Below are 23,828 nucleotides of genomic sequence, written 5' to 3'. Positions count from 1 at the left end.
ATTCCTTGGCTGATCCCTGGCTGACCATCATCGGTATCGGCGAAGATGGCCTTGCCGGGCTGTCCGAAGCAAGCCGAAAGGCGCTCAATGAGGCCGAAACCGTCTTCGGTGGTGCACGGCATCTCGCGCTTGCCGGCGTCGGCAGCCGCGGCCGTCCGTGGCCGGTGCCGTTCGACGCCGACGTCGTTCTGAGCAGCCGCGGCCGGCCGACAGTGGTGCTCGCTTCCGGCGATCCGTTCTGGCATGGCGCAGGTGCAGGTCTCGCCGAGAAGCTGCAGACCGGCGAGTGGACCGCGCATTCCGCTCCGTCGACCTTCTCGCTTGCGGCCGCACGGCTGGGCTGGCGGCTCGAATCCGCCGTCTGCCTCGGGCTTCACGCCGCACCGTTCGAACGTCTCGTTCCGCATCTGGCGCGAGGGGCGCGCATCATCTGCCTCGTGCGCGATGGGAAAGCGGCAAGCGATCTCGCAAAATGGTTGAGCGAGCGTGGATGGGGCGCCTCGTCCTTCTGGACGCTCGCCGCACTCGGTGGTCCGCGCGAAAGCATCCAAGAACATCGCGCCGACGGTTTCGCCGGTGATCCCGCTGGAAACCTGATCACCGTCGCCGTTGAGGCGAAGGGCACGCATGGTATGCCCCACGCCTCGGGGCGTCCTGACGATCTGTTCGTCCATGACGGCCAGATCACCAAGCGGCCGGTGCGTGCGCTCGCGCTTTCGGCGCTGGCGCCGCGTCCGGGCGAACGGCTGTGGGATATCGGCGCCGGTTCGGGGTCGATCTCGGTCGAGTGGGCGCTGTGCGGCGGGACGGCGACCGCAATCGAGCCGCGCGAGGATCGCGTCGCAAACATCCGCAGCAATGCAGCGGCGTTTGGACTTTCGCACCGGATAACCGTCGTCACGGGGAGGGCGCCTGAAGCTGTTGCTGCACTCGAAGCACCGGATGCGGTCTTCATCGGCGGCGGCCTCGACATCGCGATGTTCGATGCGATCTGGTCGCGGCTTGCACCGGGCACACGGCTGGTTGCACATTCGGTCACATTGGAGACGGAAGCGTTGCTCGGCGGTCTGCACCAGCGCCACGGCGGCGAGCTGATGCGGGTCGACATCGCTTATGCTGGCCCGCTCGGCCGTTACCGGTCCTGGGAGGCGGCACGGCCGGTGGTGCAGTGGAGTACGGTCCGATGAAGGTGGCCGGGTTTGGGTTCAGGAGAGATGTCACTCTCGCTTCGCTGCGCGAAGCGCTGCTGGCTGCGGGTGATCCCGAAGGCCTCACTGCGATGGCAACTGTCAGCGACAAGGCCGACGCGGAGCCGTTGAAGCAGCTCGCGCTTGAGTGCGGCCTGCCGATCAAGGCTGTTCCGGCCGACATGTTGGCCAGGATAGCCACGCCGACCCAGTCCAAACTCGTGATGGAGAAGTTCGGCATCGGATCGGTTGCCGAAGCTGCAGCTCTCGCTGCGGCGGGGCCGCGTGCACGGCTGATCTCGACACGCGTTGTCTCGCAGGATCGCACCGCGACCGCCGCGATCGCGGAAGGAGACGGCGCATGACGGTGCATTTCATCGGGGCAGGGCCGGGCGCGCCCGATTTGCTGACGTTGCGCGGCCGCGACCTGATCGCGGCCTGTCCGGTCTGCCTCTATGCGGGCTCACTGGTCCCCGAAGGCATGCTGGCGCATTGCCCGCCGGGCGCGCGCATCGTCAATACCGCGCCGCTATCGCTCGACGAGATCATCGCGGAGATCGCCGCCGCGCATGCCGAAGGCAAGGACGTCGCTCGCCTGCATTCCGGCGATCTCTCGGTCTGGTCGGCGATGGGCGAGCAGCTCCGCCGCCTGCGCGCACTCGGTATCCCTTTCACCGTGACGCCTGGCGTGCCGTCCTTCTCCGCCGCCGCCGCCGCTCTGGAGGCTGAGCTGACGCTGCCCGGTCTCGCCCAGACGGTGGTGCTGACGCGCACGCCCGGCCGCGCCAGTGCGATGCCCGAGCGCGAGAAGCTCGCCGCATTCGCCGCGACCGGTGCGGTGCTTGCGATCCATCTGTCGATCCATCTGCTCGACAAGGTCGTCGCCGAGCTCGCGCCGCATTATGGCGCGGATTGCCCGGTCGCCATCGTCTGGCGCGCGAGCTGGGCGGACCAGCGCATCGTCCGCGCCACGCTTGCTACGCTCGATGCTGCCGTCGGCACCGAGATGGAGCGCACCGCGATCATTCTGGTCGGCAGAACGCTTGGTGCTGCGGATTTCGACGAGAGCCGCCTCTATGCCGCCGACTACGATCGTCGCTATCGGCCTGTCGGTGCCGAGCCACGCTTTCCGGAGGCCTCGTGATGGCGGCAGGCTTCGTCATCTCCGCGCCGGCTTCCGGCGTCGGCAAGACCACGCTGACGCTGGCGCTCGCGCGCGCCTGGCGCAATCGCGGATTGAACGTGCAGTGCTTCAAGAGCGGTCCCGATTACATCGATCCCGCCTTCCACGCCGCCGCCACGGGGCGCGCTTCCGTCAACGTCGATAGCTGGGCGATGGACCGCGGGGGCATCGCCCATCTCGTCAGCCGCGGCGCGGACGCCGATGTCGTGCTCGCCGAGGGATCGATGGGCCTGTTCGACGGCGTCGCCGCGCGCGGTGTCTCCGGCACCGGTGCCACCGCCGACATTGCGGAGATGCTGGGCTGGCCGGTGGTGCTGGTGATCGATCCTTCCGGTCAGGCGCAGACCGCGGCGGCGATCGCCGCGGGACTTCGCGATTATCGCCCCGGTGTGCGCCTTGCGGGCGTCGTGCTCAACCGCGTTGCCAGCCCGCGCCACGAAGACCTCGTGCGGCGTGCGCTCAACGATTCCGGCATTGCCGTGTTCGGCGCGCTGCCGCGTCATGCCGAGATCAGCCTGCCGAAGCGACATCTCGGCCTGGTGCAGGCCGAAGAGCAGGGCGAGATCGGCAAGCTGATCGACGAGGCCGCGCGCTTCGTCGCCGAGCATGTCGATGTCGATGCGGTGCTGCGATCGGCTGCCAGCTGGTCGCCGCAACCTGCCGCGAAGGGGCTGAACGTGACGCCACCGGGCCAGCGCATCGCGCTCGCCCGCGATGCGGCGTTCTCCTTCGTCTATCCGCATATGCTGGAAGCCTGGCGCCGGGCGGGCGCGGAGATCTCGACATTCTCGCCGCTCTCCGATGAAGCGCCTGACGCGAGCGCCGATGTGTGCTGGCTGCCCGGCGGTTATCCCGAGTTGCATGCCGGCAAGATCGCGGCCAATGCGCGTTTTCGCAGCGGCCTGCGCGCCTTCGCCGAAACGCGGCCGGTGCACGGCGAATGCGGGGGCTATATGGTGCTGGGAACCGCTTTGACCGATGCGGACGGAATCCGCCACGAGATGACAGGCCTGCTTGGCCTCGAGACGAGCTTTGCCAAGCGCCGCATGCATCTCGGTTATCGTCTGGCCGAACTCGCCGCGCCGATGCCGGGACATCGCTCCGGCGCGCGCCTGCGCGGCCACGAATTCCACTATTCGACCATTCTTGCCCAGCCTGATACGCCGCTGGCGGTCGTGCATGATGCGACTGGCGCAGTCATCGCCGAGACCGGCTCGCAGCGCGGCCACGCCACCGGCACCTTCTTTCATCTGATCGCGGAGGACCGGTGAGCGGATTCGTCTCCTTCATCTCCGCCGGGCCCGGCGACCCCGAGCTTCTCACGCTCAAGGGCGCCGCGCGGCTGCGCGAAGCCGACGTCGTGCTCTATGACGATCTTGCCTCTGGCGCGATCCTCGATCTCGCCCGGCCAGGCGCCAATCTCGTCGCGGTGGGGAAACGGGCAGGGCGTCCCTCGACCAAGCAGCACCACGTCAACCGCCTGCTGGTCGACTATGCGGCGACAGGCGCACGCGTGGTGCGGCTCAAGTCGGGCGACGCCGGCATTTTCGGCCGGCTCGAGGAAGAACTTGAGACGCTGCGTGAGGCCGGCATCGGCTACGAGATCGTTCCCGGCGTGACATCGGCCTGCGTTGCCGCGGCGCAAGCCGGCATTCCCCTGACCCGGCGCCATACCTCGCGCCGGGTGCAGTTCGTGACCGGGGCTGATGTCACCGGCGCGTTGCCGCCTAACCTGAACTGGGGGGCACTGGCCGACCCGGAAGCGACGACCGTGGTCTATATGGGCCGGCGCACCTTCCCAGCGCTTGCTGCAAAATTGATCGCGCACGGCCTCGCCCCAACCACGCCGGCATTGTTCGCCGAATCCCTCGGACGCCCCGACGAACGGCTGGTCCGCACCACCATCGCCGAGCTTGCCGAGCAGCTTGCGCGCGGCGGGGCCGCCTCGACGGCCGCCGTGATCCTGTTTGGGGCGCTGGCGGGGGATTATCCCACATGACGGCCTTGGCCGCCGTTCGCCCCTTGACGCAGGCTCAGCGAAAGGGGCACACAAGAGAGGCATGGTGCTCGACGCGGCGCAAAGCGCCGGAGCATAATCGGGAATGGGGGTGGGCGGACCCAGTTGCGGCGCCCAAAACCCCAGCCGCCCCCGCGACTGTAAGCGGTGAGGGACTCCGATCAGCCACTGGGCCGCAAGGTCCGGGAAGGCCGGAAATCCCGGGGAACCGCGAGCCAGGAGACCGGCCCTGCACGTTTTGAGGCCAAGGCCGTCGGGTGTGACGGCAGGAAGGAACTGAGCCATGCATATCGAACCCGGGGTCGTGACGGGCGCCAAGCTCGTGTTGAGTTACGCAACCGGCATCGCCGCAGGCGGCGTTGCGCTGAAGCTCGCGGTCGAGACCGTGCGTGAGCAGGGCATCACGTCGTTCGCGGCGCGGACGCTGGCCACCACAGTCCTCGTCTTCACTTTCTTCGAGATCCTGCCGCACTTCCCGGTCGGCGTCTCCGAGGTGCACTTCATTCTCGGCTCGACACTGTTCCTGCTGTTCGGCGCGGCGCCGGCGGCATTCGGCCTTGCCTTCGGTCTGCTGCTCCAGGGCGTGTTCTTCGAGCCGGCCGACATCCCGCAATACGGCATGAACGTCACCACGCTGCTGGTGCCGCTGTTCACGATCCAGGCGATCGCCACACGGATCATCTCGCGCAACACCGCCTATGTCGATTTGAAGTATCGGCAGGCGTTGGCGCTCTCGACGACCTACCAGGCCGGCGTGATCGCCTGGGTGGCGTTCTGGGCGCTCTATGGTTCGGGCTTTGCGATGAGCAACCTCGCCAACATCGCGACGTTCGCGGCGTCCTATGCGCTCGTCATCGTGATCGAGCCGCTCGCCGATCTCGCGGTGCTGGCACTGGCGAAGTCGCTGCGCGGCGTCACCGCGCCCGGCCTCGTCACCCCGCGCCTGCACAACGCGGCCTGAGAGACAAGCGAACGGGCGGCCAGCAGGGCCGCCCGTCGCGTTCGCGATGCTCACACTCTCCCTGATAGGCATCGGTTGCGGCGATCCCGACCAGCTCACGCGCGCCGCTGTTCAGGCGATCAACGCCGCCGATCTCGTCCTGATTCCGCGCAAGGGGGCGGCAAAGTCCGATCTCGCCGATCTCAGGCGGACGATCTGCGCGGACGTGCTCACCAGCGACAAGACAATCATTGCCGAATTCGACCTTCCCGTGCGCGACGCTGGTGAAGCTGACTATCGCAAGGGCGTGGACGATTGGCATGATGCGGTTGCCGCGGCCTGGTCGAAAGCGATCGCAAACCATCTCGAAGGCGAAGGCAAGGTTGCGCTGCTGATCTGGGGCGATCCCTCGCTCTATGACTCCTCGCTGCGCATTGCACGACGGCTCAATCCGTTGCCGACGATCGAGGTCGTGCCCGGTATCACCTCGATCCAGGCGCTGTGCGCGGCGCATGCGCTGCCGCTCAACGACATCGGCGAGCCTTTTCTGGTCACGACGGGGCGGCGCTTGCGCGAAGGCGGCTGGCCGCAAGATGTCGATACCGTGGTGGTGATGCTCGACGGCGGCACGGCGTTTCAATCGCTCGATCAGCGGGGCTTGCAGATCTGGTGGGGCGCCTATCTCGGCATGCCCGACCAGATCATCATGTCCGGCGCGCTCGCCGAGGTTGGCCCGCGCATCGTCGCGGCGCGGCAGGAAGCGCGCGAGCGGCACGGCTGGATCATGGACAGCTACATTCTCAAGCGCGCACGTTAAGCGAGGCAGCATGCTCCCCGAATGGGTCCCCCAGAACTGCCCCGATGTCTCCGCGGCCCATCGCGAGGCGGCGATTGCGCGGCAGGCGCAACTGACAAAACCGACCGGCGCGCTCGGCCGGCTCGAGCAGCTCGCAATCGAGCTTGCGGGCCTGCAGGCGACCGAACAGCCGCGTGCCGCACGGGTGCCGATCATCATCTTCGCCGGCGACCACGGCATCGTCGCGCAGGGCGTATCGGCCTATCCGCAAGCCGTGACTATCGCGATGATGGCGAATTTCGCCGCCGGCGGCGCCGCGATCTCGGTGCTGGCGCGCGAGCTTGGCTCGAGCCTGGAGGTGGTCGACGCCGGCACGCTGGCGCAGGACGAGATGGCAGGAATCGTCACCGACAAGCCGCGCCACGGCACACGCGATTTCAGCGTCGAAGCCGCTCTCGCACCCGCCGAGCTGGGGTATGCGTTCGAGGCCGGCCAGCGCGCCGTCGCACGTGCGGCTGCCCATCAGCCTGATCTCCTGATCTTCGGCGAGATGGGGATCGGCAACACCACGACCTCGGCGGCAATCGCGGCGGGCCTGCTCGGCATCAGCGCCGAAGAGATTGCGGGGAGCGGCACCGGGATCGATGCGGCGGGGCGCGCGCACAAGGCCCGTGTGATTGATGCTGCGATCGCGCGTCACGGCGTTGGCGGCGCTTCGCCGGAAAAAATCCTATGCGCCGTTGGCGGCCTGGAGATCGCGGCGATCTCAGGTGCGATCATCGCGGCCGCGCAGCGCCGCATCCCTGTATTGATCGATGGCTTCATCGTATCGGTGGCGGCGCTGGCGGCGGCACGTCTCAATCCGTCGTGCCAGCCGTTCCTGCTGCCGTCGCATCAATCGGCGGAGCAAGGGCATCGGCTGGTGCTGCGCGCGCTGAACGTGCAGCCGTTGATCAGCCTCGATCTCCGGCTCGGCGAGGGATCGGGCGCCGCCATCGCGCTGCCGCTGGTGCGCCTCGCCTGCAGCCTCCACAATGGCATGGCGACGTTTGCGCAGGCCAATGTGCCGGATCGTCCTAGCTGATCCGCTGATTGACGGAGACGACGCGCCAGCCGCTCAGGAGGCGATCGATCCGGGTCAGCGACAGCGGATCGACCACGAAGCGCAAGGCCGCCTGCGGCGTCAGGTCCAGCGCGATGCAGAGTGCGGCGCGGATGGTGCCGGAATGCACGACGAGCGTGGCCGATCCGGCTGCGATCCGCGACAGGCCCAGCCGGACACGCGCGACCTGATCCGCAAAGCTCTCGCCGCCCGGCGGTCGTCCGCCAGCTGGATCGTTCCAGAACTGCGCATAGGCCTCACCGCGGGTCGCCTCGAGTTCGTCATGGCGATGGCCGGTCCAGTCACCAAAATCCTGCTCGCGGAATTCACTGACGGGCTCCGGTTCGAGGCCCAGCGCGCGCGCCGTCTCGACCGTACGCCGCGACGGGCTGGCATAGCCGGCGGCATCCGGTGGCAAGCGCCGCCGCACAGCGTGCAGTTGCGCGCGATCGCTGAGATCGGTCGGCGCGTCGGACGCGTGGATCGTGCCTGTGACGCCCGCGACGGGCGCGTGCCGTATCAACCAGAGGAAGGTCTCGCCTTCCATGCTCATCTCCAAGGAAGTTGGTCGTTGTGGCCATAACGCCGCAACTGGCACATTGACTCTGTTGTGATGGTAATCCTAGATGCTCGCGACGGTTTTCCCGAGAGGGGATGAAAAGGGAATACGGTGCGGGGACATTGTCCCCAACGCCGTGGCTGCCCCCGCAACTGTGAGCGGATAATCCTTCGTCAGAAGCCACTGGGTCCTCGGTCCCGGGAAGGCGACGAAGTGGTGATGACCCGCGAGCCAGGAGACCTGCCGTCAGCCGTGGTCACACGCGAAGATGTCGGTCGGGGAGTACAGACATTCGGCTTCATCGGACGGCTGAAGGGCCAAAAGGTGAGACCTCGTTCGCTGTGACGTGCCACTGACGTCATACCGAGGCCCGAAACCGTGTCTTCCATCCGTATCGTACGACCGCGAAAATTCCTGCTCGCCTCCGCGGCACTCACATCCTTTGCCGCTCTCGATCCGCCCGCTGCGCTGGCGCAGCAGGCCCGAGAGCCCCTGCCGCCGGTCGAGGTGTCGCCGGCCCAATCCCGCAAGCAGGCCAAGCCTGCCGGCCGGGAGGCGCAGAGCACGCGCCGCGCAGCAGCGCGCAGGCCGGCGACCGCAGCAGCGATGCCGAAGCCTGCCGTGCCGACTGCGGCACCCCCGACGCCGCTCAACAGCAATGCCGTGGCCGAAAGCGCCTCGCGGCTCGGCCTGACGGTGCGCGAGACGCCCGCGACCGTCGAGGTGATCTCCGCGGAGACCATGCGCGAGCAGGGTTATCGCACCGTGTCCGACGTGGCGCAGGGGGCGGTCGGCGTCACCTCCGGCGATAATCCGGCCGAGCCTTCCGCCTTCTCGATGCGCGGCTTCACCAACAGCCAGATCAACACGCTCTACAACGGCATCAAGATCGGTCCGCAGAACATGACCTCGCGGATCATGGACACCGCCAATCTGGAAGCCGTGGAATTCCTGAAGGGCCCGGCATCGCTGATCTCGGGCGAGGGCGCCGCCGGCGGGGCGATCAATTTTGTGACCAAGCAGCCGCACACGGGAGCGATCCGGAACGAAGCTGATTTCTCCTGGGATTCGCTCAGCTCGTTCCGCGCGCATTACGGCTCGGGCGGCAGCACCAATGTGCAGGGCCTCGACTACCGCTTCGACATCAGCCGTTCGGCGCTCAACGGCTTTGCCGACGACACCAATACCAAGATGCTCGATGTGTCGGGCCAGCTCAACTATCGCATCTCGGACAGTCTCAAGATCTGGGGCGCGATCGAGTATCGCGAGGATCGCTCGAAAGCCTATTGGGGCGCGCCGCTGGTGCCGATCGCTTTCACTGGATCGCACGCGACGACGGGGATCGTCTCCGGCAACTACTTCAACAGGACTGATCTTGGGGCTGTCACGATCGACGACCGCACCTTCAATACCAACTACAATGTCCTCGACAACCGCAATGTCGCGCAGGAGGTGTGGCTGCGCGGTGGTTTCGAGCTGAAGCTGGCGCCGGACCTGACGCTGAAAAGTCAGGCCTATGGTTACGGTGCCGAGCGCACCTGGTTCAACAACGAGATCGAGGCGTTCGATTCCACCAACAACCAGGTGTATCGCGAGCGCTTCTATGTCGCGCACAGCCAGCGCCTCGTCGGCAACATCACCGATTTGATCTGGGACACGAATATCGCAGGCTTCGACAACCGGCTGGTCACGACGCTGTCGTCGAGCTATCTCGACTTCGTCAGGCCGGGCGCGGCAAACTTCCCGAACGATTATGTTTCGCTGGTCGATCCCAACCGCGGCTTCTACGGTCTGCTCACGACCAAGCAGCAGACCGCGCGTATCGACAACGAGGCGCTGTCGTTCGAGGACCGGCTGAAGCTGACGCGGACCTTCGCGCTGATCGGCGGCCTGCGCGTCGAGCACATCGGGCTCGATCGCAACTCGACGGATGCCGCCGGCCTGGTGAACGCGGGCTTCCCGTTCACGAAAGACTGGGCGCCGGTGACGGGCCGCATTGGTTACACTTGGGAGGCCGTGCCCGGCCTGACCTTCTTCAGCCAGTACGCGACCGGCGCCGACGTCTCCGCGAACACCAGCTTCCTGTTGTCGCCGACCCAGCCGCTCGACCTGACGACCTCGCGTACCTACGAGACCGGCGTCAAGCACCTGTTCTGGGACAACAGGGCGGAGTGGTCTTTCTCGGCCTACGACATCGTGCGCAAGAACGTCTATGCCGCGGCCGGCGGCATGGCGCTCAACATCGCCGGGCGACAGGAGTCGAAGGGCGTCGAGCTCGCCGCTTCGGTCCGTCCGATCGATCCACTGCGTCTGTGGGGCAACATCGCCTATGTCGACGCCCGCTATGCCGACTACAATTTCGTCGGCGGCTCGTTCTCCGGCAATACGCCGCCGAACGTGCCGCGCATCGTGGCGAATGCGGGTGCATCCTGGCGCTTCTTCACGCCCTGGCCGGTGGAGCTCGGCATCACCGGCCGCCATGTCGGCGACCGCTACAACACCGATGCCAATGTCGTGACGATGAAGGCGTATACCGTCGCCGACGTCTACGCCTTCGTCGATATCCCCAAGACGGTATTCAACGCGGTCGACCAGGCCCGCCTGACCTTCCGCGTGCGCAACATCACTGATAAGCGCTATGCGATCTGGGGCGATCCGTTCTATCCCGACCAGATCCTCCTCGGTGCGCCGCGCACCTATGAGCTCTCGGCCGCGTTCAAATGGTAGGGCGCTGAACGGATGATGAGCGCGATCGTCGTTACGCATCGCTGGCTCGGGATCGCGTTCTGCCTGCTGTTCGCGATGTGGTTTGCGACGGGGATCGTGATGCACTTCGTTCCGTTTCCGTCGCTGACGGAAGCGGAACGGTTTGCCGGCCTTGCGTCGGTGGATCGTGGAGCGGCGAGGATCCCGGTTGTGGAGGCGGTCGCTGCGAGCGGGGTCGCGGGCGCCGTGCGCGTCCGGCTGATCCAGCGGAGCGATGCAGCGGTCTACATCGTGTCGGGATCGTCGCGCGTGCGCGCGGTCCGCGCTTTCGACGGAGCGGATGCGTCGGTCGCAATTGCCGATGCTGCGCTTGCCATCGCGCGGGAGCACGCGCGCAATCGCGGGCTCGATGCCGCGCGGGCCGCGGTCGTTGCGCGTTCGGACTACGATCAGTGGAGCGTGCCGAACGGCTTCGATCGCCACCGGCCGCTGTTTCGTGTGGCGCTCGGCGATGCTGCCGGGACGGAAGTCTATGTCTCCTCGTCCACCGGCGAGATCGTCCTGGAAACGAGGCGGCGCGAGCGGGGCTGGAATTGGGCCGGCAGTGTGCTGCACTGGATTTACCCGACAGTCCTGAGAAGCAACTGGTCGCTGTGGGATCGCGTCGTCTGGACGCTGTCCTTGCTGGCCTTGATCGCGGCGATGCTTGGTGCGGTGCTCGGGATCGCGCGGGTGCAGCTGCGAGGGCGCCGGATGTCCTCGCCCTATCGTGGCTGGCACGCGTTGCACCACGTCATTGGCCTCACGGCAACAATGTTCGTGCTGACATGGAGCCTCAGCGGCTGGCTCTCCATGGATCACGGCCGGCTGTTCTCGCGCGGACAATTGACCGCGGCCGAATCCGGCGTGATGAACGCGTTGCCTGATTGGGTGGCTGCCTCATGGCTCGATCGGCAGCCGATATCGCCCTCGGCCCGGGAGATCGAATGGTTTGCCTTCAACGGCACTGTCTACCGGCGCGACCGGGTGGGCCTCGACCGTCAGGTCTTGATCAAGGCAGGGGACGCGCCCCGCGATGGACCAACGGAATTTCTGGACGTGCATGAGATCCAGAATCTGGTGGCGCGCCTCGCCGCCGGCTGCGGCGCGCCGTCCGTTCTTGCTGGCAACGACGACTACCCCGCGCAATCGGCTATTCCCGGTGCGCCCGTCTACCGCTTGCGCTGCGGCGACCTCTGGTTCGATATCGACGGTGCCGATGGCAGTGTGCTGCAAAGGCTGGATGCCTCGCGGCGAGCCTACCGCTGGTTCTACAGCGCGCTCCACACGCTCGATTTTCCGGTCCTGCTGGCGCATCCGCGTCTGCGCGATACCCTTATCGTTGGACTGTGTGCGTTGGGACTGGCGTTCTCCGTCACCGGGATCGCGATTGGCTGGCGGCGTCTGCGGTCCTGACCGAGACCGCGTGTCTTGACCAACGGCCGGCGGTTCTATCGGCTCCTCTCTAGTCCAGGCCGGTCTTGCCCGGTGCCCAATAGGCTTTTGCCCTGATCCGCGATGATGCGACGCCGGCGGCCTTCAAGGCGCGGCCGACGCGCTGGATCGAGGATGCCTTACCGGTCAGGACGAACCGTGCGCCGTTTGCGGCAAGGCGGAGCAACTCGGATTCGGCGGTTGCAAGATGGGTGTCATCGGCGCTGCGTGCCATTAGCCTGGCGTGGCCGAGGCCGATGGAGTCCAGCACAAGTCTCGACTCCGCGATATCAGCGGCTTCGAACAGATGGAGCGCGCCGCCAGCCTGCAGGCTGTCGCGCAACGCCGCCGCAAGGCCGAACGAGGTTTCATCGCCGAACAGAACGATGGGCGCTTGGAGGTCGGCAAGGTCGAGCGAGCGGCGTGGACCAAAGAACTGGCAACTGTCACCTTCGCGCAAACTGCTAGCCCAGCGGCTGCCGGGGGCTTCGCCATGTGCAAAGGCCAGCAGCCGCGTTCTGCCGTTGCCGGCGTCCCACGACATCGGCGTATAGGTGCGCGCGCTCAGGCCCGAGCCCATCGCGACCTGGATATTGTCGCCGGCCGCCCAGGCGACGTTTCTGAGCGCTTCGCCTTCGAGCTCGACGAGCCGGAAGTGCGGCGAGAGCGTCTTGATGCCGGCAACGCGCGCAGGGCGCATCAGCCATCGCAGCAACATCCGCGTGACCCGTCCCTGCGGTGCCCGCGATGGCTCTGACGTTTGTGGCTCGTGAGCGGGCTCGTTCAAGTTTGGCTCCATCGCAGGGTTCACCGCCATGCCGATCATCTGGTCTTGATCGTGAATTCGTTGCCGCGTCCCGGCTCGAAGGGCAGCGACAGTGAGAGGTAACCGTTCTCGGGATCGCGCACGTAGTCGATATAGCCCGAGGCTTCCTCGAGCGCGTTCTCGCCGACGATGAGCGCGCCGCGCTTCAAGTGCGGCTCCAGCAGCCTGAGAATGGGAAGATAGAGAGTGAAAGCGCCATCGAGCATCACCATGTCGATCTCGTCGCCAAGGCCGGAGCTGAGCGTTTCGCGCGCATCGCCGTGCCTGAACTCGACGAGGTCGGCGAGCCCCGCGGCGGCAAGATTCGCCCGCGCCCGCTCGATCTTGCCGGGTTCGAGATCGGTCCCGATCAGGCGGCCGCCACCGATGTCGCGCAAGCCCGCCGCCATGTAAATCGCGGAAATCCCCATCGAGGAGCCGAACTCGACGATGCGCTGTGCCTTGGAGGCGCGGACGCACATGTAGAGGAAGCGTCCGAACCGCGGAGAGACGCTCAGGAAATTGTCCGCAAGTTCGCGATAGACTTCGTTCAGATCGCGGCTCTCGGCCGCGATGGCCTTGCTGATGATCTCATCCCGGCTCTTCGCTTCGTTCGCGAAGGTTTGCATCAGTTGGCCGTCGGCGATCTCCGCTTCCTGATGAAGACGATGGAGGACGTCGGCGACGACGCCCTTGCTGAGTGAATCCATGTCGGTCGGCTCCTTGCAATGCCCCCCCGGGCGCTTCGGAGCCTGGATACGAAATGGTCCTTCAGACCGCATTCCGCGAACGGGACAATCGATTGCGAATTCCGGTCAGTGTGCGCCGATGCGGCGTTCGGCCAGATATCGCGCTGGCGGCTTGCCCAGTGCCTTGCGGAACATGGTGACGAAGGCGCTGGCCCCCTCATAGCCGAGATCGAGCGCCACGGCCTGGACCGATGCGCCCTGGTCGAGGCGCTGAAGCGCGATCAGGATGTGGAGCTGCTGGCGCCAGCGGCCGAAGCTCATGCCGGTCTCGCGTTGCAGGATGCGGGTGAGGGTGCGCGGGGCGACGGCCATGCGCCGGCTCCAATCCTCGATCGTCGCGCGATCGGAAGGATCGGTCATCATCGCGCTGGCGATCCGGCGCAGCCTGGCATCGGCCGGCATGGGGAATCGCAGCTCTTCGGCGGGGGCCAGCGACAGCTGGTCGAGCAGCACCGCGGCGATCCTGCCGTCGGCGCCGTCGGGATCGTACATGACCGGCATGTGGGTGGCGTGCACCAGCAAATGCTCGAGCAAGGGCGAGATCGTCAGCGTGCAACATTGCCGCGGGAGCGCCGGCACCGCATCCGGTTCGACGAACAGGCAATGCATCTCGACGTCGCCAGCGACGCTAACGCTGTGCGGAACATGGCCGGGAATCCACACCGCACAGCGCGGCGGGACGATCCAGACGCCGTGTCCGGCCTCCAGCCTGACGATGCCACGCATGGTCAGGACGAGCTCGTCCTTGCGATGCTCGTGCATGGCCAGCTCCATGCCCTTGGTGACCATGTGGCCCCCGAACGCGGCGACGGCGCGCGGCACGGTTTCAGGATCGAAATCCCCGAGATCATCGGGGTTCATATGGTCGTCGTTGAGCCGGAAGAAGGGCATGCAGGCGATGGTCGATCCGAACTGACTGGCGGGTTCAGGCAATATCTGGCCCGCGATCGCGACTTTCAACGCAGGATGTCCGAATCTCGATGGTTTCTAACGAGCTGGTCCCAACGGATGGCTGCGCTGTCGCCCATCGATTGGACCGGACGATATCCTCGCTTACTGACCGTACAATAAAGAAAGGCTGAGCCGCCTGCCGTGCATAGCTCATGGGCATCCGAACCTCGCGCAGCGCCCCTCGATCGCCTGCAAATTAGACAGGTGATTTTGGATGTTCGGATTGCAGTGCAACGGACGTGACGGTTTGCGCCGAAAAATCCGTGGTGCGATGCACTCTGCTGGTGTCCAGCAGTCGACATCTGCATGCTCTCCGCGCGGGCACTGCTGCACCAAAACGTGCAACCGAACTTGCAGCTCGCGGCGCCGGCCCGGTGGTTTGCGACAAACCTGGCTCTATCCCGACCTGACCGCTCTGTCGCACACTCGCGGACAATGGCAAGACAAGGGATGCATGATGAGCGCTCTCGGTTGGGCATTGGATGTCGCGATGGACGGTAACAGCCCGGCGTCCGGTTCGGACCTCATCCGTCGCTGCCCCCGCACATGAGCTCCTCCGAAAATCACTGGGAGGTCGGCACCGATATCGGCGGCACCTTCACCGATATCGTCGCGATCCGGCGCGATTCATCGGAGGCGCGGATTGCAAAGGTGCCGTCGCGCCCCGACGCTCCGGTTCAGGCGATGCTGGAGGCGATCGAGGCGGTGGGCCTGCGCAGAAGCGAGGTCAGGCGCTTCGTCCACGGCACCACGCGCGTGACCAACGCCATCGTCGAGGGCCGACTGCCGAAGGTGGCGCTGGTCGCGACCGAGGGATTTGCCGATGTGCTCGAGATCGCGCGTTATCGCCGCCGCGATCTCTACCGTCTCGACATTCCGCCGAAATCGCCGCCGCTCGTGCCGCCTGAGCGCTGCTTCGGGCTCGCCGAGCGCCTCGATCACGAGGGACGGGTGCTGAAGCCGCTGGAACAAGCGGAGATCGAGCGCCTGGTGGCCTGGCTGAAGGAGACCGGCGTTCAGAGCGTCGCGGTGGCTCTCCTTCACGCCTATGCCAATCCCGTGCACGAAAAAATGCTCGGCGAGCGCCTCAAGGACGTCGTCGCCCATGTCTCGCTGTCACATGAGGTCAACCCCGAGGCACGCGAGTATGAGCGGACCTCGGCGACCGTGTTCAACGCGGCCGCGATGCCTATTGCGGTCGAGTATCTGAGCGAACTGGAGCAACGCCTGCCGATTGGCCCCGGCCTGCAAGTGTTTCATTCCGCCGGCGCGATGATCCCGATCTCCACGGTGAAGCGTCGCCCGCTTGTGATGGCGATGTCGGGCCCGGCCGCCGGCGTCTCGGCGTCGGTCAGCATCGCGCGCCAGCTCGGCACGCCGCGCATGCTCACCTTCGACATGGGCGGCACCACGACGGACGTGTGCCTGATCGTCGACGGCCAGGCCGAGATGACCGACGGCCGCATGCTCGGCGACAAGCCGCTGCGTCAGCCGATGCTTGCGGTTCACTCCATCGGGGCGGGCGGCGGATCGATCGTGCGCAACGGCCCGGGTGGCCTGACGGTCGGGCCGGAGAGTGCCGGTTCCGAGCCGGGTCCGGCCTGCTACGGCCGCGGCGGCACCGAGACTACGATCACCGACGCCAACGCCGTGCTCGGCTATCTCAATCCCGAAACGAAGCTTGGCGACCGCATCGGCATCGACATCGATGCGGCCAAGCGCGTCATCGCGCCGATCGCGCGGGCGTTGGGGCTGAGCCTGACCGAAACGGCGCTCGGCATCATCAAGGTCGCCAACGCGACGATGGCCCGCGCGCTGCGCCGCGTCACGGTCGAGCGCGGCATCGACGGGCGCGACTGCACGCTGCTCGCCTTCGGCGGCGGCGGCCCCATGCATGCTGCGGGCCTCGCCGATCTCTACGGGATTGCGCAGGTCGTCGTGCCCAGCGCATCGAGCGCGTTCTCGGCGCTGGGCTGTCTCACCGCCGATTTCAGCTTCCTGCAGCAGCAGACCCTGCGCGCCGATCTCGACGGCATCGATCTCGTGCGCGTATCGGAGCGCATTGGGACGCTCATTGACGATGCGTCGGCGCCCCTGATCGCCAACGGTGTCGCGAAGGCGGAGATCGAAGTCGAGCTGGTGGCGCTGATGCGTTACGCGGCGCAGAACGACGCCATTCCAGTCCCGCTCGCACTGCCGCTCGACGTGATCAGGCTCAAGAGCGATTTTCTGGCGCGGCATCACGAACTCTTCGGCTATGCGACGAGCGAGCCCTGCGTCATCGAATCCGTGCGGATACAGGCGCGTCGGCCGTCGACAACGGTGGTGGGCCGGCCGGCGACGGCGGCGAGGGCGCTGTCATCAGGCACGCGCCTCTGCTCGTTCGACGGCTTCCACGACATCGCGACAGGGATTATCGACCGCGCATCGCTGGCCGACACCGTCAGTGGCCCGGCCATCATCGAAGACGCGTGGTCGACGGTGGTGGTGCCGCCGGGCTGGCAGGCGAGGCCGGACGTTTCAGGCAATCTGTTCCTGGCGCGGAGGGCGACATGAAGCTCGATCCGTTCGTCGTCGAGGTCATCAGGCACGGGCTCTCGGCTGCGGCCGAGGAGATGAGCCTGGTGATGACGCGCTCGGCGCGCTCGCCGCTGCTGCGCGAGGCCGGCGATTTGTCGTCGGCGATCACGGACGGCCATGGCGGCCTGGTCGGGCAGGGCCGCGACATCCCGATCCATCTGGGCGCGATGGCTTACACGGTCCCCGAATTGCTGAAGGTGGTGCCGCGCGACAGCCTGAACGACGGTGACGTGCTGATCTACAATGTCGGCGCGCTCGGCGGCAATCATCTCAACGACGTCAAGGTCGTCCGCCCTGTCTTTGTCGATGGCGAGATCGTGGCGTTCGCGGTCAGCCTCGCGCACTGGCCGGATATCGGCGGCACCTGGCCCGGCAGCTATTTTGCAAAAGCCATCGACACGTTTCAGGAGGCGATGCGCATTCCGCCAGTGCTGATCGCGACCGCGGCCGGAATCAACGCGCCGATCGTGCAATTGCTCAAGGCCAATGTTCGGGACGCCGAATCCTGTGAGGGCGATCTGCTCGCGCAGATCGCGGCGACCAAGGCCGGCGAGCGGCGCATCGTCGACCTCTGCCGCGAGCACGGCAAGGCGGTGTTCACCGCGACGCAGTCGCGCCTGCACGACCTCTCCGAAATCGAGATGCGCGAGGCTATCCGCGCGTTGCCGGACGGGGTCTACGAGGGCGAAGACCATCTCGACGACGGCAGCGTGAACGACGCGCCCGCGCGTATCCACGTCAGGATTACCATTGCCGGCGACGAGGCGACCTTCGACCTTTCGGGGAGCTGCGACCGCGTCTCGAATTTCTGCAACACGACGCCGTTCATGGCGCGCTCGGCCGTCGCCTATGCCGCGCGCATCATGAGCGGGCGCGACATGCAGCAGAATGCCGGTGCGCTCCGCCCCCTGACCATCGTCACCCGCCCGGGCTCGATCCTGGAGCCGGGTTGGTCGGCCTCCGTCGCCGCGGGCAACCACGAGACGTCGATGCGCATCGTCGATGCGATCTTCCGCGCCATGCAGGATACCATCCCCGAACGATTGTCCGCGGGCGGCGCGACCACCGCGGGCGTCCTGTTCTTTGCGCAGCCGCGGCAGGACGGTTCCTGGAAGATGCTCTACGAGGTCCACGGGGGCGGCGAAGGCGCGCGGCACGATCGGGCCGGCATCTCGGCGACCCGGGTGCATCTGTCCAACACCTCCAACACGCCGGTCGAGGTGATCGAGGCGAACTACGCGATCCGCCTCGAGCAGCAGTCCATTCGCCGGCAATCCGGCGGCGCTGGCGCCCACCGCGGCGGCGATGGTGTCGTGCGTGCCTACCGCATTCTGGCGCCCTCGATGCATCTGACGACCTGCATCGAGCGCATGGTGATTCCGCCATTCGGGATGCAGGGCGGTGAACCCGGCAAGGCCTGTCGCATCTCGCTTGTCAGGCAGGGCGCCAACGTCGCGATCGACGGCAAATCCAACCTCGTGCTGCAGCAAGGCGATCTCGTCACCGTCGAGACTTGCGGCGGCGGTGGCTACGGCGCTGATGCTGCGGAGTGAAGGGATTGCGATGAGCAGATTGTTGCGAACCGGGCTGAACGCGGGCGACAGCGCGCCCATGGCCGTGGTCGGCGGCGAGGGCGTCTATTTTCATCTTGCGGACGGCCGCAAGCTCATCGACGGCAGCAACACCGGCGGCGGTCTCGGTCACCGTCATCCCGCGATGGTGGAGGCGATCCGCCGGGCGGCGGACACGCCCGTGGTCAACGAGGGCTGGACCTGGGTCGGTCGCGAGCAGGCCGCCGACGATCTGATGGCCATTGCGTTCAAGGGCGAGGACGATTGGGTCGGCGCGGTGCGCTTTTGCATCAGCGGCAGCGAGGCCAACGACATGGCGCTGTCGCTCTGCCAGGCCTTGACTCAGCGCTCGGCGCTGGCGACGCGCGAGCGCGCCTATCACGGCATCACGGGCCTGTCGCGCAGCATGACCGTGCAGCCGCAATGGCATGGCGGCCTTGCGGTGCACTCCGGCGGCTCCAGGCTGCCGGCGCCGATGGCGCCGGTGCGAATCCTGCCGCCGCCGGATGGCGCGATCTACGGTGGGCCGGCCAACAACAAGCCACCGAGCGAATATCTGGCCGACGCCACGCGTCTGCTGTCGGATACCGCGGCGACGATCATCGACTACACCCAGGGCGGCATCTATTACGACGGCGCCTATCAGGACGAAGTCGCCCGCTGCGCGCGAGAGGCTGGATCATACTGGATCGCGGACGAGGTCGTCACCGGTGCAGGGCGCGCGGGGCGCTGGTTCGCGTTTCAGGGCGCGCAAAGCCGTCCTGATATCGTGACGCTTGGAAAATCGCTTGGCGGTGGTGCCGCCGCCGTCGCTGCAGTCGTGGTGTCGAAGGAGATCGTCGAGCGATTGAAGGGCACGAGCTGGCAGAATTACGGCACCTTGCGCGGCCATCCGATCAGCATGGCCGCCGTCAGCGCCTACCTGAAGGTTGTCAGCGAAGACAATATTCTCGAGCATGTGAAGAGCCTCGAGAAGCTGTTCAGCCGCCGCTTGCTTGCGATCGCTCAGAAACACCCCAGCGTGCAGCGCGTGGCGGGGCAGGGGCTGCACTGGACGGTGGAGCTGCACGGACCGGACTGGCGCTCCTGGCGCGCCGACACTACCGAAGATCCGATCGCCTCGCGCGTCGCGACGCGGGCGCTGGAAGCCGGCGCGGTGATCGGAACCAGCGGTGAGCAGGTTTCGCTGTTCCTGGCACCGCCACTCGTCATTTCCGACCGCGAGGCGGACCAGCTTCTGGATGCGCTCGACCATGGCCTCGATATTGCCGACGAGGAGCACCGATGAGCGCCGATCACGCCTTGCAAGCCGTCCAGCCCATCCGGCTGGAAACCATCGGCGGTGCCGCGTTATGTTGCGCGCCGGCAATTCGTTGAAGCTTTCACTTCCTCCAAGAGATCACCGGGAAATCGCTGATGCGTATCGTCAATGTCGCCGCCGCCCAGATGGGCGCGATCCAGAAGGCCGATAGCCGCGAGGCCGTGGTCAAGCGCATGATCGCGCTGATGGACGAAGCCAAGGCCAAAGGCGCCGACCTTATCGTCTATCCGGAACTGGCACTGACGACGTTCTTCCCGCGCTGGTACGCGGAGGACCGCGCCGAGTTCGACATCTGGTTCGAGCGCGAGATGCCGAACGAGGCGACGAAGCCGCTGTTCGAGCGCGCGGCGCAGCACCGGATGGCAATGAACTTCGGCTATGCGGAGCTGACGCCGGACGGCCATCACTTCAACACGGCGATCCTGACAGACAAGTCTGGCAAGATCGTTGGCAAATATCGCAAGGTCCATCTGCCGGGCCATGTGGAGTACGACACCAAGCGCTCGCACCAGCATCTGGAGAAGCGCTATTTCGAGCCGGGCGATCTCGGCTTCAACGTCTGGCGCGAGCTGGGTGGCATCATCGGCATGGCGATCTGTAACGACCGGCGTTGGCCGGAGACCTATCGCGTCATGGGCCTGCAAGGTGTCGAGATGGTGCTGATCGGCTACAATACGCCCTCCGTCAATGCGGAGCGAAGCGAGGAGGGCGTCGAGAAGCGCCTGTTTCACAACCGCCTCTCCGTGCAGGCCGGCGCCTATCAGAATTCGACCTGGGTCGTCGCGGTGGCCAAGGCCGGCAATGAGGATGGCCATCCGCTGTTCGGCGGCAGCCTGATCGTCGATCCCAACGGCGAGATCGTCGCGGAAGCGAGGACGGAGGACGACGAGCTTCTGGTCCATCCCTGCGATCTCGACGCCACAAATTTCGGCAAGACCACGATCTTCAATTTCGCGCAGCATCGCCGGATCGAGCATTACGGCCTGATCACCAGCCAAACCGGCGCGGTGCCGCCGCCGCAGAAATGACGCCGATGTCGGATCATGGCATTTCCTTGCGCGAGCTTGATCCGCGCGATCGCTACAAGCTGCTCTGCGGCGTAATCGTGCCGCGGCCGATCGCGCTGGTGACGACGTTGGACGAGAACGGGGCGGTCAATGCGGCCCCGTTCAGCTTCTTCAATGTGTTCTCCGAGAGCCCCGCGCTGATCGTGCTCGGTCTTCAGCACAAGCCGGATCACAGCCCGAAGGATACCACCCGCAACATCCATCGCGACGGCGAGTTCGTCGTGCACATGGTGGACGAGGCGCTGTCGGTCGCGATGAACGATTGCGCGGTCGATTTCCCCTCCGGCGACAGCGAGGTCGCTGCGACCGGGCTTGCGATTCTTCCCTCAGTCGATGTGAAAGTGCCGCGGCTCGCTGCTGCGCCCTTTGCGCTGGAATGCCGCCGCCATGTGGTGCTGACTTTCTCGCCTGACCGGGAGTTGCTGGTTGGCGAGGTGCTCAGGATTCACGCCCGCGAGGGCCTGGTCGACGAGGCCAACATGTATGTCGATCTCGACGCTTACCGGCCGATCGGCCGCATGTTTGGCAATCTCTACACCACCCAGCGGGATGTCTTTTCGCTGACGCGCGAGAGCCATGCGCAATGGCGCGCGCGGCAGGATGCCAAAGAGCTGAAGGACGCCTAGTGAGCCGAGAACTGCACCGTACCCAGCGCCATGCTGACGGCCGCCTGTGTCGGGTCGATCACGGGGATGCCCAGCGCGTCTTCGAGCGGGCGACGGTGCCGTGCCATGCCGGCACAGCCCATCACGATGGCGCGGGCGCCGTCCTGGTCGCGCAGTGCGCGGCCGACGTCGATCATCCTCGCCAGCGTGCCTTCGCCCGAAGCGGTCTCCGCAACGCTCATATTGAGCGGCCGCTCGCCGGCGAGGCGATCGGTCAGTCCCATCTGCCTGAGATGGCGCATGTGACGCGGGATCGAGCGCTGCGCGATGGCGATGACGCCGAACGTTTCGGCGCGGGCGAGCGCCGTCAGCACGCCGCACTCGGCAATGCCGAACACGGGCCGTTCGGTGCCTTCGCGGCAGACCTGAAGACCGGGATCGCTGTAGCAGGCGATGACGAAGGCAGCCGAGCTGTTGTCACCTTCCACCAGCCGTCGCAGCGGCATCGCGACGCCGTCGACATCGGCCTGGCTCTCAATGCCGAACGGACCTTCGGCCAGCGTCTGACAGACCAGTTTCGGTCCACCCTCGAAACCGAGCGGCCTCAAGGCGTCCTCCAGCCCTTGCGTGACCGCGGGGTTGGAGTTCGGATTGATGACGAGAATGCGCGGCCGGGACATGATGGTCTTCCTGCGAAATGGAGAGCATTTGCCCAAGCCTATCACGGAGTGCCTCATGACTGAACCCACCTACGACCTGATCATCCGCGGCGGACGCGTCGCCACCACCACCGACGTGTTCGAGGCCGACGTTGCCATCTCCGGCGAGACCATCGCGGCGGTCGGCCGCGGGCTTCCGGCGGCCAGGCGCGAGATCGACGCGCGCGGCAAGTTGGTGCTGCCCGGCGGCGTCGACAGCCACGCCCATATCGAGCAGCTGTCCGCCGCCGGAATCATGAACGCCGATACGTTCGAGAGCGCGACTGTCTCTGCCGCTTTCGGCGGCACCACGACGGTGATCCCGTTCGCCGCCCAACACGTCGGCATGAATCTGCCGCAGGTGGTGGAGGATTATCATGAGCTGGCGAAGAAGGGCGCCGTGATCGACTACGCCTTTCACATGATCATCGCGGACGCGACCAAGGAGACGGTCGAGGAGCACATTCCCGCGCTGGTGAAGCAGGGCCACGCCTCGATCAAGATCTTCATGACCTATGACCGGCTCAAGGTCGACGACGAGCCGTTGCTCGACATCCTGCTCGCCGCGCGCCAGTCCGGCGCGATGCTGTGCGCCCATGCCGAGAACCACGGCATCATTGCCTGGATGGTGAAACGATTGCTCGCGCGCGGATACACGATGCCGAAATACCACGCCGTTAGCCATGCCCGCGTGTCGGAAGCGGAAGCCTTCACCCGGCTGATCGGCATGGCCGCGCTGATCGACCAGCCGATCATGATCTTCCACGTCTCGACCGCCGAAGGCGCCAAGGTGATCCGAGACGCGCGCGGGCAGGGGTTGAAGGTTTTTGCCGAGACCTGTCCGCAATACCTGTTCCTGACCGCGAACGATCTCGACAAGCCCGGCGCGGAAGGCGCCAAGTGGATGTGCAGCCCGCCGCCGCGCACGCATGCAGACCAGGAGGCGCTGTGGCAGGCGCTGTCGCTCGGCGATCTCCAGACCATCTCGTCGGATCACGCGCCGTATCGCTTTGACGAGACCGGCAAGCTGCGCGCTGGACCCAATCCGAATTTCAAGCAAGTCGCGAACGGCCTGCCGGGGCTGGAGCTGCGGCTGCCGCTGCTGTTCGATGCGATGGTGTCGAAGGGGCGGCTGGGCCTGGAAAAGTTCGTCGAGCTGACGTCCACGGCGCCTGCCAAGATTTACAATCTGCACCCCCGCAAGGGCTCGATCGCGATCGGTGCCGACGCCGATATCGCGATCTGGGATCCCAACCGCGAGACCGTGATCGCGGATGAGATGATGCACGACCTCGCCGGCTACACGCCGTTTGCAGGCCGCAAGCTGAAGGGCTGGCCGGTCAGCGTGCTGTCGCGCGGCCGGGTCATCATCGACGGCAACAAGTGCCTCGCCGATGCCGGCAGCGGAAAATTCCTGGCACGCAGCGGCGGCGAGGCGGCCAAGCCCACCGGCCGTCTCGTCGCCGACATGGACCCGGAACGGAATTTCGGGGCAAAACTGCTGTGATCGCGGATCGC

At 66.2% G+C, this 23,828-nt stretch carries 21 protein-coding genes and 2 riboswitches; of the genes, 16 read left to right on the top strand and 5 right to left on the bottom strand.

Annotated elements, in window-relative coordinates:
• Positions 1 to 5 precede the first annotated feature (5 nt).
• The 8 genes from cbiE to cobT all read left to right on the top strand — a co-directional run bounded on the left by cbiE (position 6) and on the right by cobT (position 7,207).
• Positions 6 to 1,187, top strand: a complete 1,182-nt coding sequence (cbiE, locus tag GDN70_RS25890; RefSeq protein ID WP_152103741.1) for a precorrin-6y C5,15-methyltransferase (decarboxylating) subunit CbiE — start codon at positions 6 to 8, stop codon at positions 1,185 to 1,187.
• Positions 1,184 to 1,552, top strand: coding sequence for a cobalamin biosynthesis protein (locus GDN70_RS25885; protein ID WP_152103213.1), 369 nt, complete (start codon positions 1,184 to 1,186; stop codon positions 1,550 to 1,552). The genes cbiE and GDN70_RS25885 overlap by 4 nt, the downstream gene beginning before the upstream one ends.
• A complete protein-coding gene (cobM, locus tag GDN70_RS25880; protein WP_152103212.1) occupies positions 1,549 to 2,331 on the top strand; it encodes a precorrin-4 C(11)-methyltransferase in 783 nt (260 codons plus the stop codon). Before GDN70_RS25885 ends, cobM begins: the two co-directional genes overlap by 4 nt.
• Positions 2,331 to 3,641, top strand: coding sequence for a cobyrinate a,c-diamide synthase (locus GDN70_RS25875; RefSeq protein ID WP_152103211.1), 1,311 nt, complete (start codon positions 2,331 to 2,333; stop codon positions 3,639 to 3,641). The genes cobM and GDN70_RS25875 overlap by 1 nt, the downstream gene beginning before the upstream one ends.
• Positions 3,638 to 4,369 (top strand): uroporphyrinogen-III C-methyltransferase, encoded by a 732-nt coding sequence (gene cobA / locus GDN70_RS25870; RefSeq protein ID WP_038970530.1) that lies wholly within the window; start codon positions 3,638 to 3,640, stop codon positions 4,367 to 4,369. The genes GDN70_RS25875 and cobA overlap by 4 nt, the downstream gene beginning before the upstream one ends.
• Positions 4,370 to 4,414: 45 nt before the next feature.
• Positions 4,415 to 4,634, top strand: a riboswitch (cobalamin riboswitch).
• Positions 4,635 to 4,670: 36 nt separating this feature from the next.
• Positions 4,671 to 5,348, top strand: coding sequence for an energy-coupling factor ABC transporter permease (locus GDN70_RS25865; RefSeq protein WP_038970529.1), 678 nt, complete (start codon positions 4,671 to 4,673; stop codon positions 5,346 to 5,348).
• 46 nt (positions 5,349 to 5,394) lie between these two features.
• On the top strand, positions 5,395 to 6,144 hold the full coding sequence (gene cobF, locus GDN70_RS25860) for a precorrin-6A synthase (deacetylating) (protein ID WP_028142454.1): 750 nt from the start codon (positions 5,395 to 5,397) through the stop codon (positions 6,142 to 6,144).
• 10 nt (positions 6,145 to 6,154) lie between these two features.
• On the top strand, positions 6,155 to 7,207 hold the full coding sequence (cobT, locus tag GDN70_RS25855) for a nicotinate-nucleotide--dimethylbenzimidazole phosphoribosyltransferase (protein WP_038970528.1): 1,053 nt from the start codon (positions 6,155 to 6,157) through the stop codon (positions 7,205 to 7,207).
• Here cobT and GDN70_RS25850 read toward each other — a convergent pair.
• Positions 7,200 to 7,772 (bottom strand): histidine phosphatase family protein, encoded by a 573-nt coding sequence (locus tag GDN70_RS25850; protein ID WP_038970534.1) that lies wholly within the window; start codon positions 7,770 to 7,772, stop codon positions 7,200 to 7,202. The genes cobT and GDN70_RS25850 overlap by 8 nt on opposite strands.
• Before the next feature lie 72 nt (positions 7,773 to 7,844).
• A riboswitch (cobalamin riboswitch) is annotated at positions 7,845 to 8,047 on the top strand.
• A 115-nt stretch (positions 8,048 to 8,162) separates the two neighbouring features.
• Between GDN70_RS25850 and GDN70_RS35165 the strand changes: the two genes are divergently transcribed.
• The gene (locus tag GDN70_RS35165) at positions 8,163 to 10,511 is read left to right on the top strand and encodes a TonB-dependent siderophore receptor (RefSeq protein ID WP_038970527.1); all 2,349 of its coding nucleotides are present in this window, start codon (positions 8,163 to 8,165) and stop codon (positions 10,509 to 10,511) included.
• Positions 10,512 to 10,523: 12 nt separating this feature from the next.
• Positions 10,524 to 11,945: a PepSY domain-containing protein gene (locus GDN70_RS25835; protein ID WP_152103210.1), complete on the top strand. Its 1,422-nt coding sequence runs from the start codon at positions 10,524 to 10,526 to the stop codon at positions 11,943 to 11,945.
• 49 nt (positions 11,946 to 11,994) lie between these two features.
• On the opposite strand, the gene GDN70_RS25830 is transcribed toward GDN70_RS25835, so the two are convergent.
• From GDN70_RS25830 to GDN70_RS25820, 3 genes are all read right to left on the bottom strand, one after another.
• The gene (locus GDN70_RS25830; protein WP_240536281.1) at positions 11,995 to 12,663 is read right to left on the bottom strand and encodes a siderophore-interacting protein; all 669 of its coding nucleotides are present in this window, start codon (positions 12,661 to 12,663) and stop codon (positions 11,995 to 11,997) included.
• Between the two features lie 122 nt (positions 12,664 to 12,785).
• Positions 12,786 to 13,478: an O-methyltransferase gene (locus GDN70_RS25825; RefSeq protein ID WP_038970521.1), complete on the bottom strand. Its 693-nt coding sequence runs from the start codon at positions 13,476 to 13,478 to the stop codon at positions 12,786 to 12,788.
• Between the two features lie 105 nt (positions 13,479 to 13,583).
• On the bottom strand, positions 13,584 to 14,477 hold the full coding sequence (locus GDN70_RS25820; RefSeq protein WP_240536280.1) for a helix-turn-helix domain-containing protein: 894 nt from the start codon (positions 14,475 to 14,477) through the stop codon (positions 13,584 to 13,586).
• Positions 14,478 to 15,014: 537 nt separating this feature from the next.
• Between GDN70_RS25820 and GDN70_RS25815 the strand changes: the two genes are divergently transcribed.
• The 5 genes from GDN70_RS25815 (at position 15,015) to GDN70_RS25795 (ending at position 21,633) form a co-directional block, all read left to right on the top strand.
• Positions 15,015 to 17,024: a hydantoinase/oxoprolinase family protein gene (locus tag GDN70_RS25815; protein WP_152103209.1), complete on the top strand. Its 2,010-nt coding sequence runs from the start codon at positions 15,015 to 15,017 to the stop codon at positions 17,022 to 17,024.
• Positions 17,021 to 18,601, top strand: coding sequence for a hydantoinase B/oxoprolinase family protein (locus GDN70_RS25810; RefSeq protein ID WP_038970519.1), 1,581 nt, complete (start codon positions 17,021 to 17,023; stop codon positions 18,599 to 18,601). The genes GDN70_RS25815 and GDN70_RS25810 overlap by 4 nt, the downstream gene beginning before the upstream one ends.
• Before the next feature lie 10 nt (positions 18,602 to 18,611).
• Positions 18,612 to 19,907, top strand: coding sequence for an aspartate aminotransferase family protein (locus tag GDN70_RS25805; RefSeq protein WP_152103208.1), 1,296 nt, complete (start codon positions 18,612 to 18,614; stop codon positions 19,905 to 19,907).
• A gap of 128 nt (positions 19,908 to 20,035) precedes the next feature.
• Positions 20,036 to 20,968, top strand: coding sequence for an N-carbamoyl-D-amino-acid hydrolase (locus GDN70_RS25800; protein ID WP_038970517.1), 933 nt, complete (start codon positions 20,036 to 20,038; stop codon positions 20,966 to 20,968).
• Positions 20,965 to 21,633, top strand: coding sequence for a flavin reductase family protein (locus tag GDN70_RS25795; protein WP_038970516.1), 669 nt, complete (start codon positions 20,965 to 20,967; stop codon positions 21,631 to 21,633). Before GDN70_RS25800 ends, GDN70_RS25795 begins: the two co-directional genes overlap by 4 nt.
• Here GDN70_RS25795 and GDN70_RS25790 read toward each other — a convergent pair.
• Complete coding sequence (locus tag GDN70_RS25790; protein ID WP_038970515.1) at positions 21,630 to 22,292, bottom strand: aspartate/glutamate racemase family protein; 663 nt, start codon at positions 22,290 to 22,292, stop codon at positions 21,630 to 21,632. The two genes, GDN70_RS25795 and GDN70_RS25790, sit on opposite strands and share 4 nt — an antisense overlap.
• Before the next feature lie 55 nt (positions 22,293 to 22,347).
• Between GDN70_RS25790 and hydA the strand changes: the two genes are divergently transcribed.
• Positions 22,348 to 23,817 carry a dihydropyrimidinase gene (hydA, locus tag GDN70_RS25785; RefSeq protein WP_152103207.1) on the top strand — a complete coding sequence of 490 codons (1,470 nt, stop codon included), beginning with the start codon at positions 22,348 to 22,350 and terminating at the stop codon, positions 23,815 to 23,817.
• Positions 23,818 to 23,828: the final 11 nt, after the last annotated feature.

Origin of the sequence: Bradyrhizobium sp. TM102, from assembly GCF_009176685.1 — a bacterium.
Lineage (GTDB): Bacteria > Pseudomonadota > Alphaproteobacteria > Rhizobiales > Xanthobacteraceae > Bradyrhizobium > Bradyrhizobium ottawaense.
Note: the sequence above shows the minus strand (reverse complement) of the source record. Positions and strands in the feature narration are given on the sequence as shown.

Coding starts and splice junctions, on each gene's coding strand:
- GDN70_RS25885 (WP_152103213.1), top strand. CDS start 1,184: ATGAAGGTGGCCGGGTTTGGGTTCAGGAGAGATGTCACTCTCGCTTCG.
- cobM (WP_152103212.1), top strand. CDS start 1,549: ATGACGGTGCATTTCATCGGGGCAGGGCCGGGCGCGCCCGATTTGCTG.
- GDN70_RS25875 (WP_152103211.1), top strand. CDS start 2,331: ATGGCGGCAGGCTTCGTCATCTCCGCGCCGGCTTCCGGCGTCGGCAAG.
- GDN70_RS25865 (WP_038970529.1), top strand. CDS start 4,671: ATGCATATCGAACCCGGGGTCGTGACGGGCGCCAAGCTCGTGTTGAGT.
- cobF (WP_028142454.1), top strand. CDS start 5,395: ATGCTCACACTCTCCCTGATAGGCATCGGTTGCGGCGATCCCGACCAG.
- cobT (WP_038970528.1), top strand. CDS start 6,155: ATGCTCCCCGAATGGGTCCCCCAGAACTGCCCCGATGTCTCCGCGGCC.
- GDN70_RS25850 (WP_038970534.1), bottom strand. CDS start 7,772: ATGGAAGGCGAGACCTTCCTCTGGTTGATACGGCACGCGCCCGTCGCG.
- GDN70_RS25835 (WP_152103210.1), top strand. CDS start 10,524: ATGATGAGCGCGATCGTCGTTACGCATCGCTGGCTCGGGATCGCGTTC.
- GDN70_RS25830 (WP_240536281.1), bottom strand. CDS start 12,663: ATGCGCCCTGCGCGCGTTGCCGGCATCAAGACGCTCTCGCCGCACTTC.
- GDN70_RS25825 (WP_038970521.1), bottom strand. CDS start 13,478: ATGGATTCACTCAGCAAGGGCGTCGTCGCCGACGTCCTCCATCGTCTT.
- GDN70_RS25815 (WP_152103209.1), top strand. CDS start 15,015: ATGAGCTCCTCCGAAAATCACTGGGAGGTCGGCACCGATATCGGCGGC.
- GDN70_RS25810 (WP_038970519.1), top strand. CDS start 17,021: ATGAAGCTCGATCCGTTCGTCGTCGAGGTCATCAGGCACGGGCTCTCG.
- GDN70_RS25805 (WP_152103208.1), top strand. CDS start 18,612: ATGAGCAGATTGTTGCGAACCGGGCTGAACGCGGGCGACAGCGCGCCC.
- GDN70_RS25800 (WP_038970517.1), top strand. CDS start 20,036: ATGCGTATCGTCAATGTCGCCGCCGCCCAGATGGGCGCGATCCAGAAG.
- GDN70_RS25795 (WP_038970516.1), top strand. CDS start 20,965: ATGACGCCGATGTCGGATCATGGCATTTCCTTGCGCGAGCTTGATCCG.
- GDN70_RS25790 (WP_038970515.1), bottom strand. CDS start 22,292: ATGTCCCGGCCGCGCATTCTCGTCATCAATCCGAACTCCAACCCCGCG.
- hydA (WP_152103207.1), top strand. CDS start 22,348: ATGACTGAACCCACCTACGACCTGATCATCCGCGGCGGACGCGTCGCC.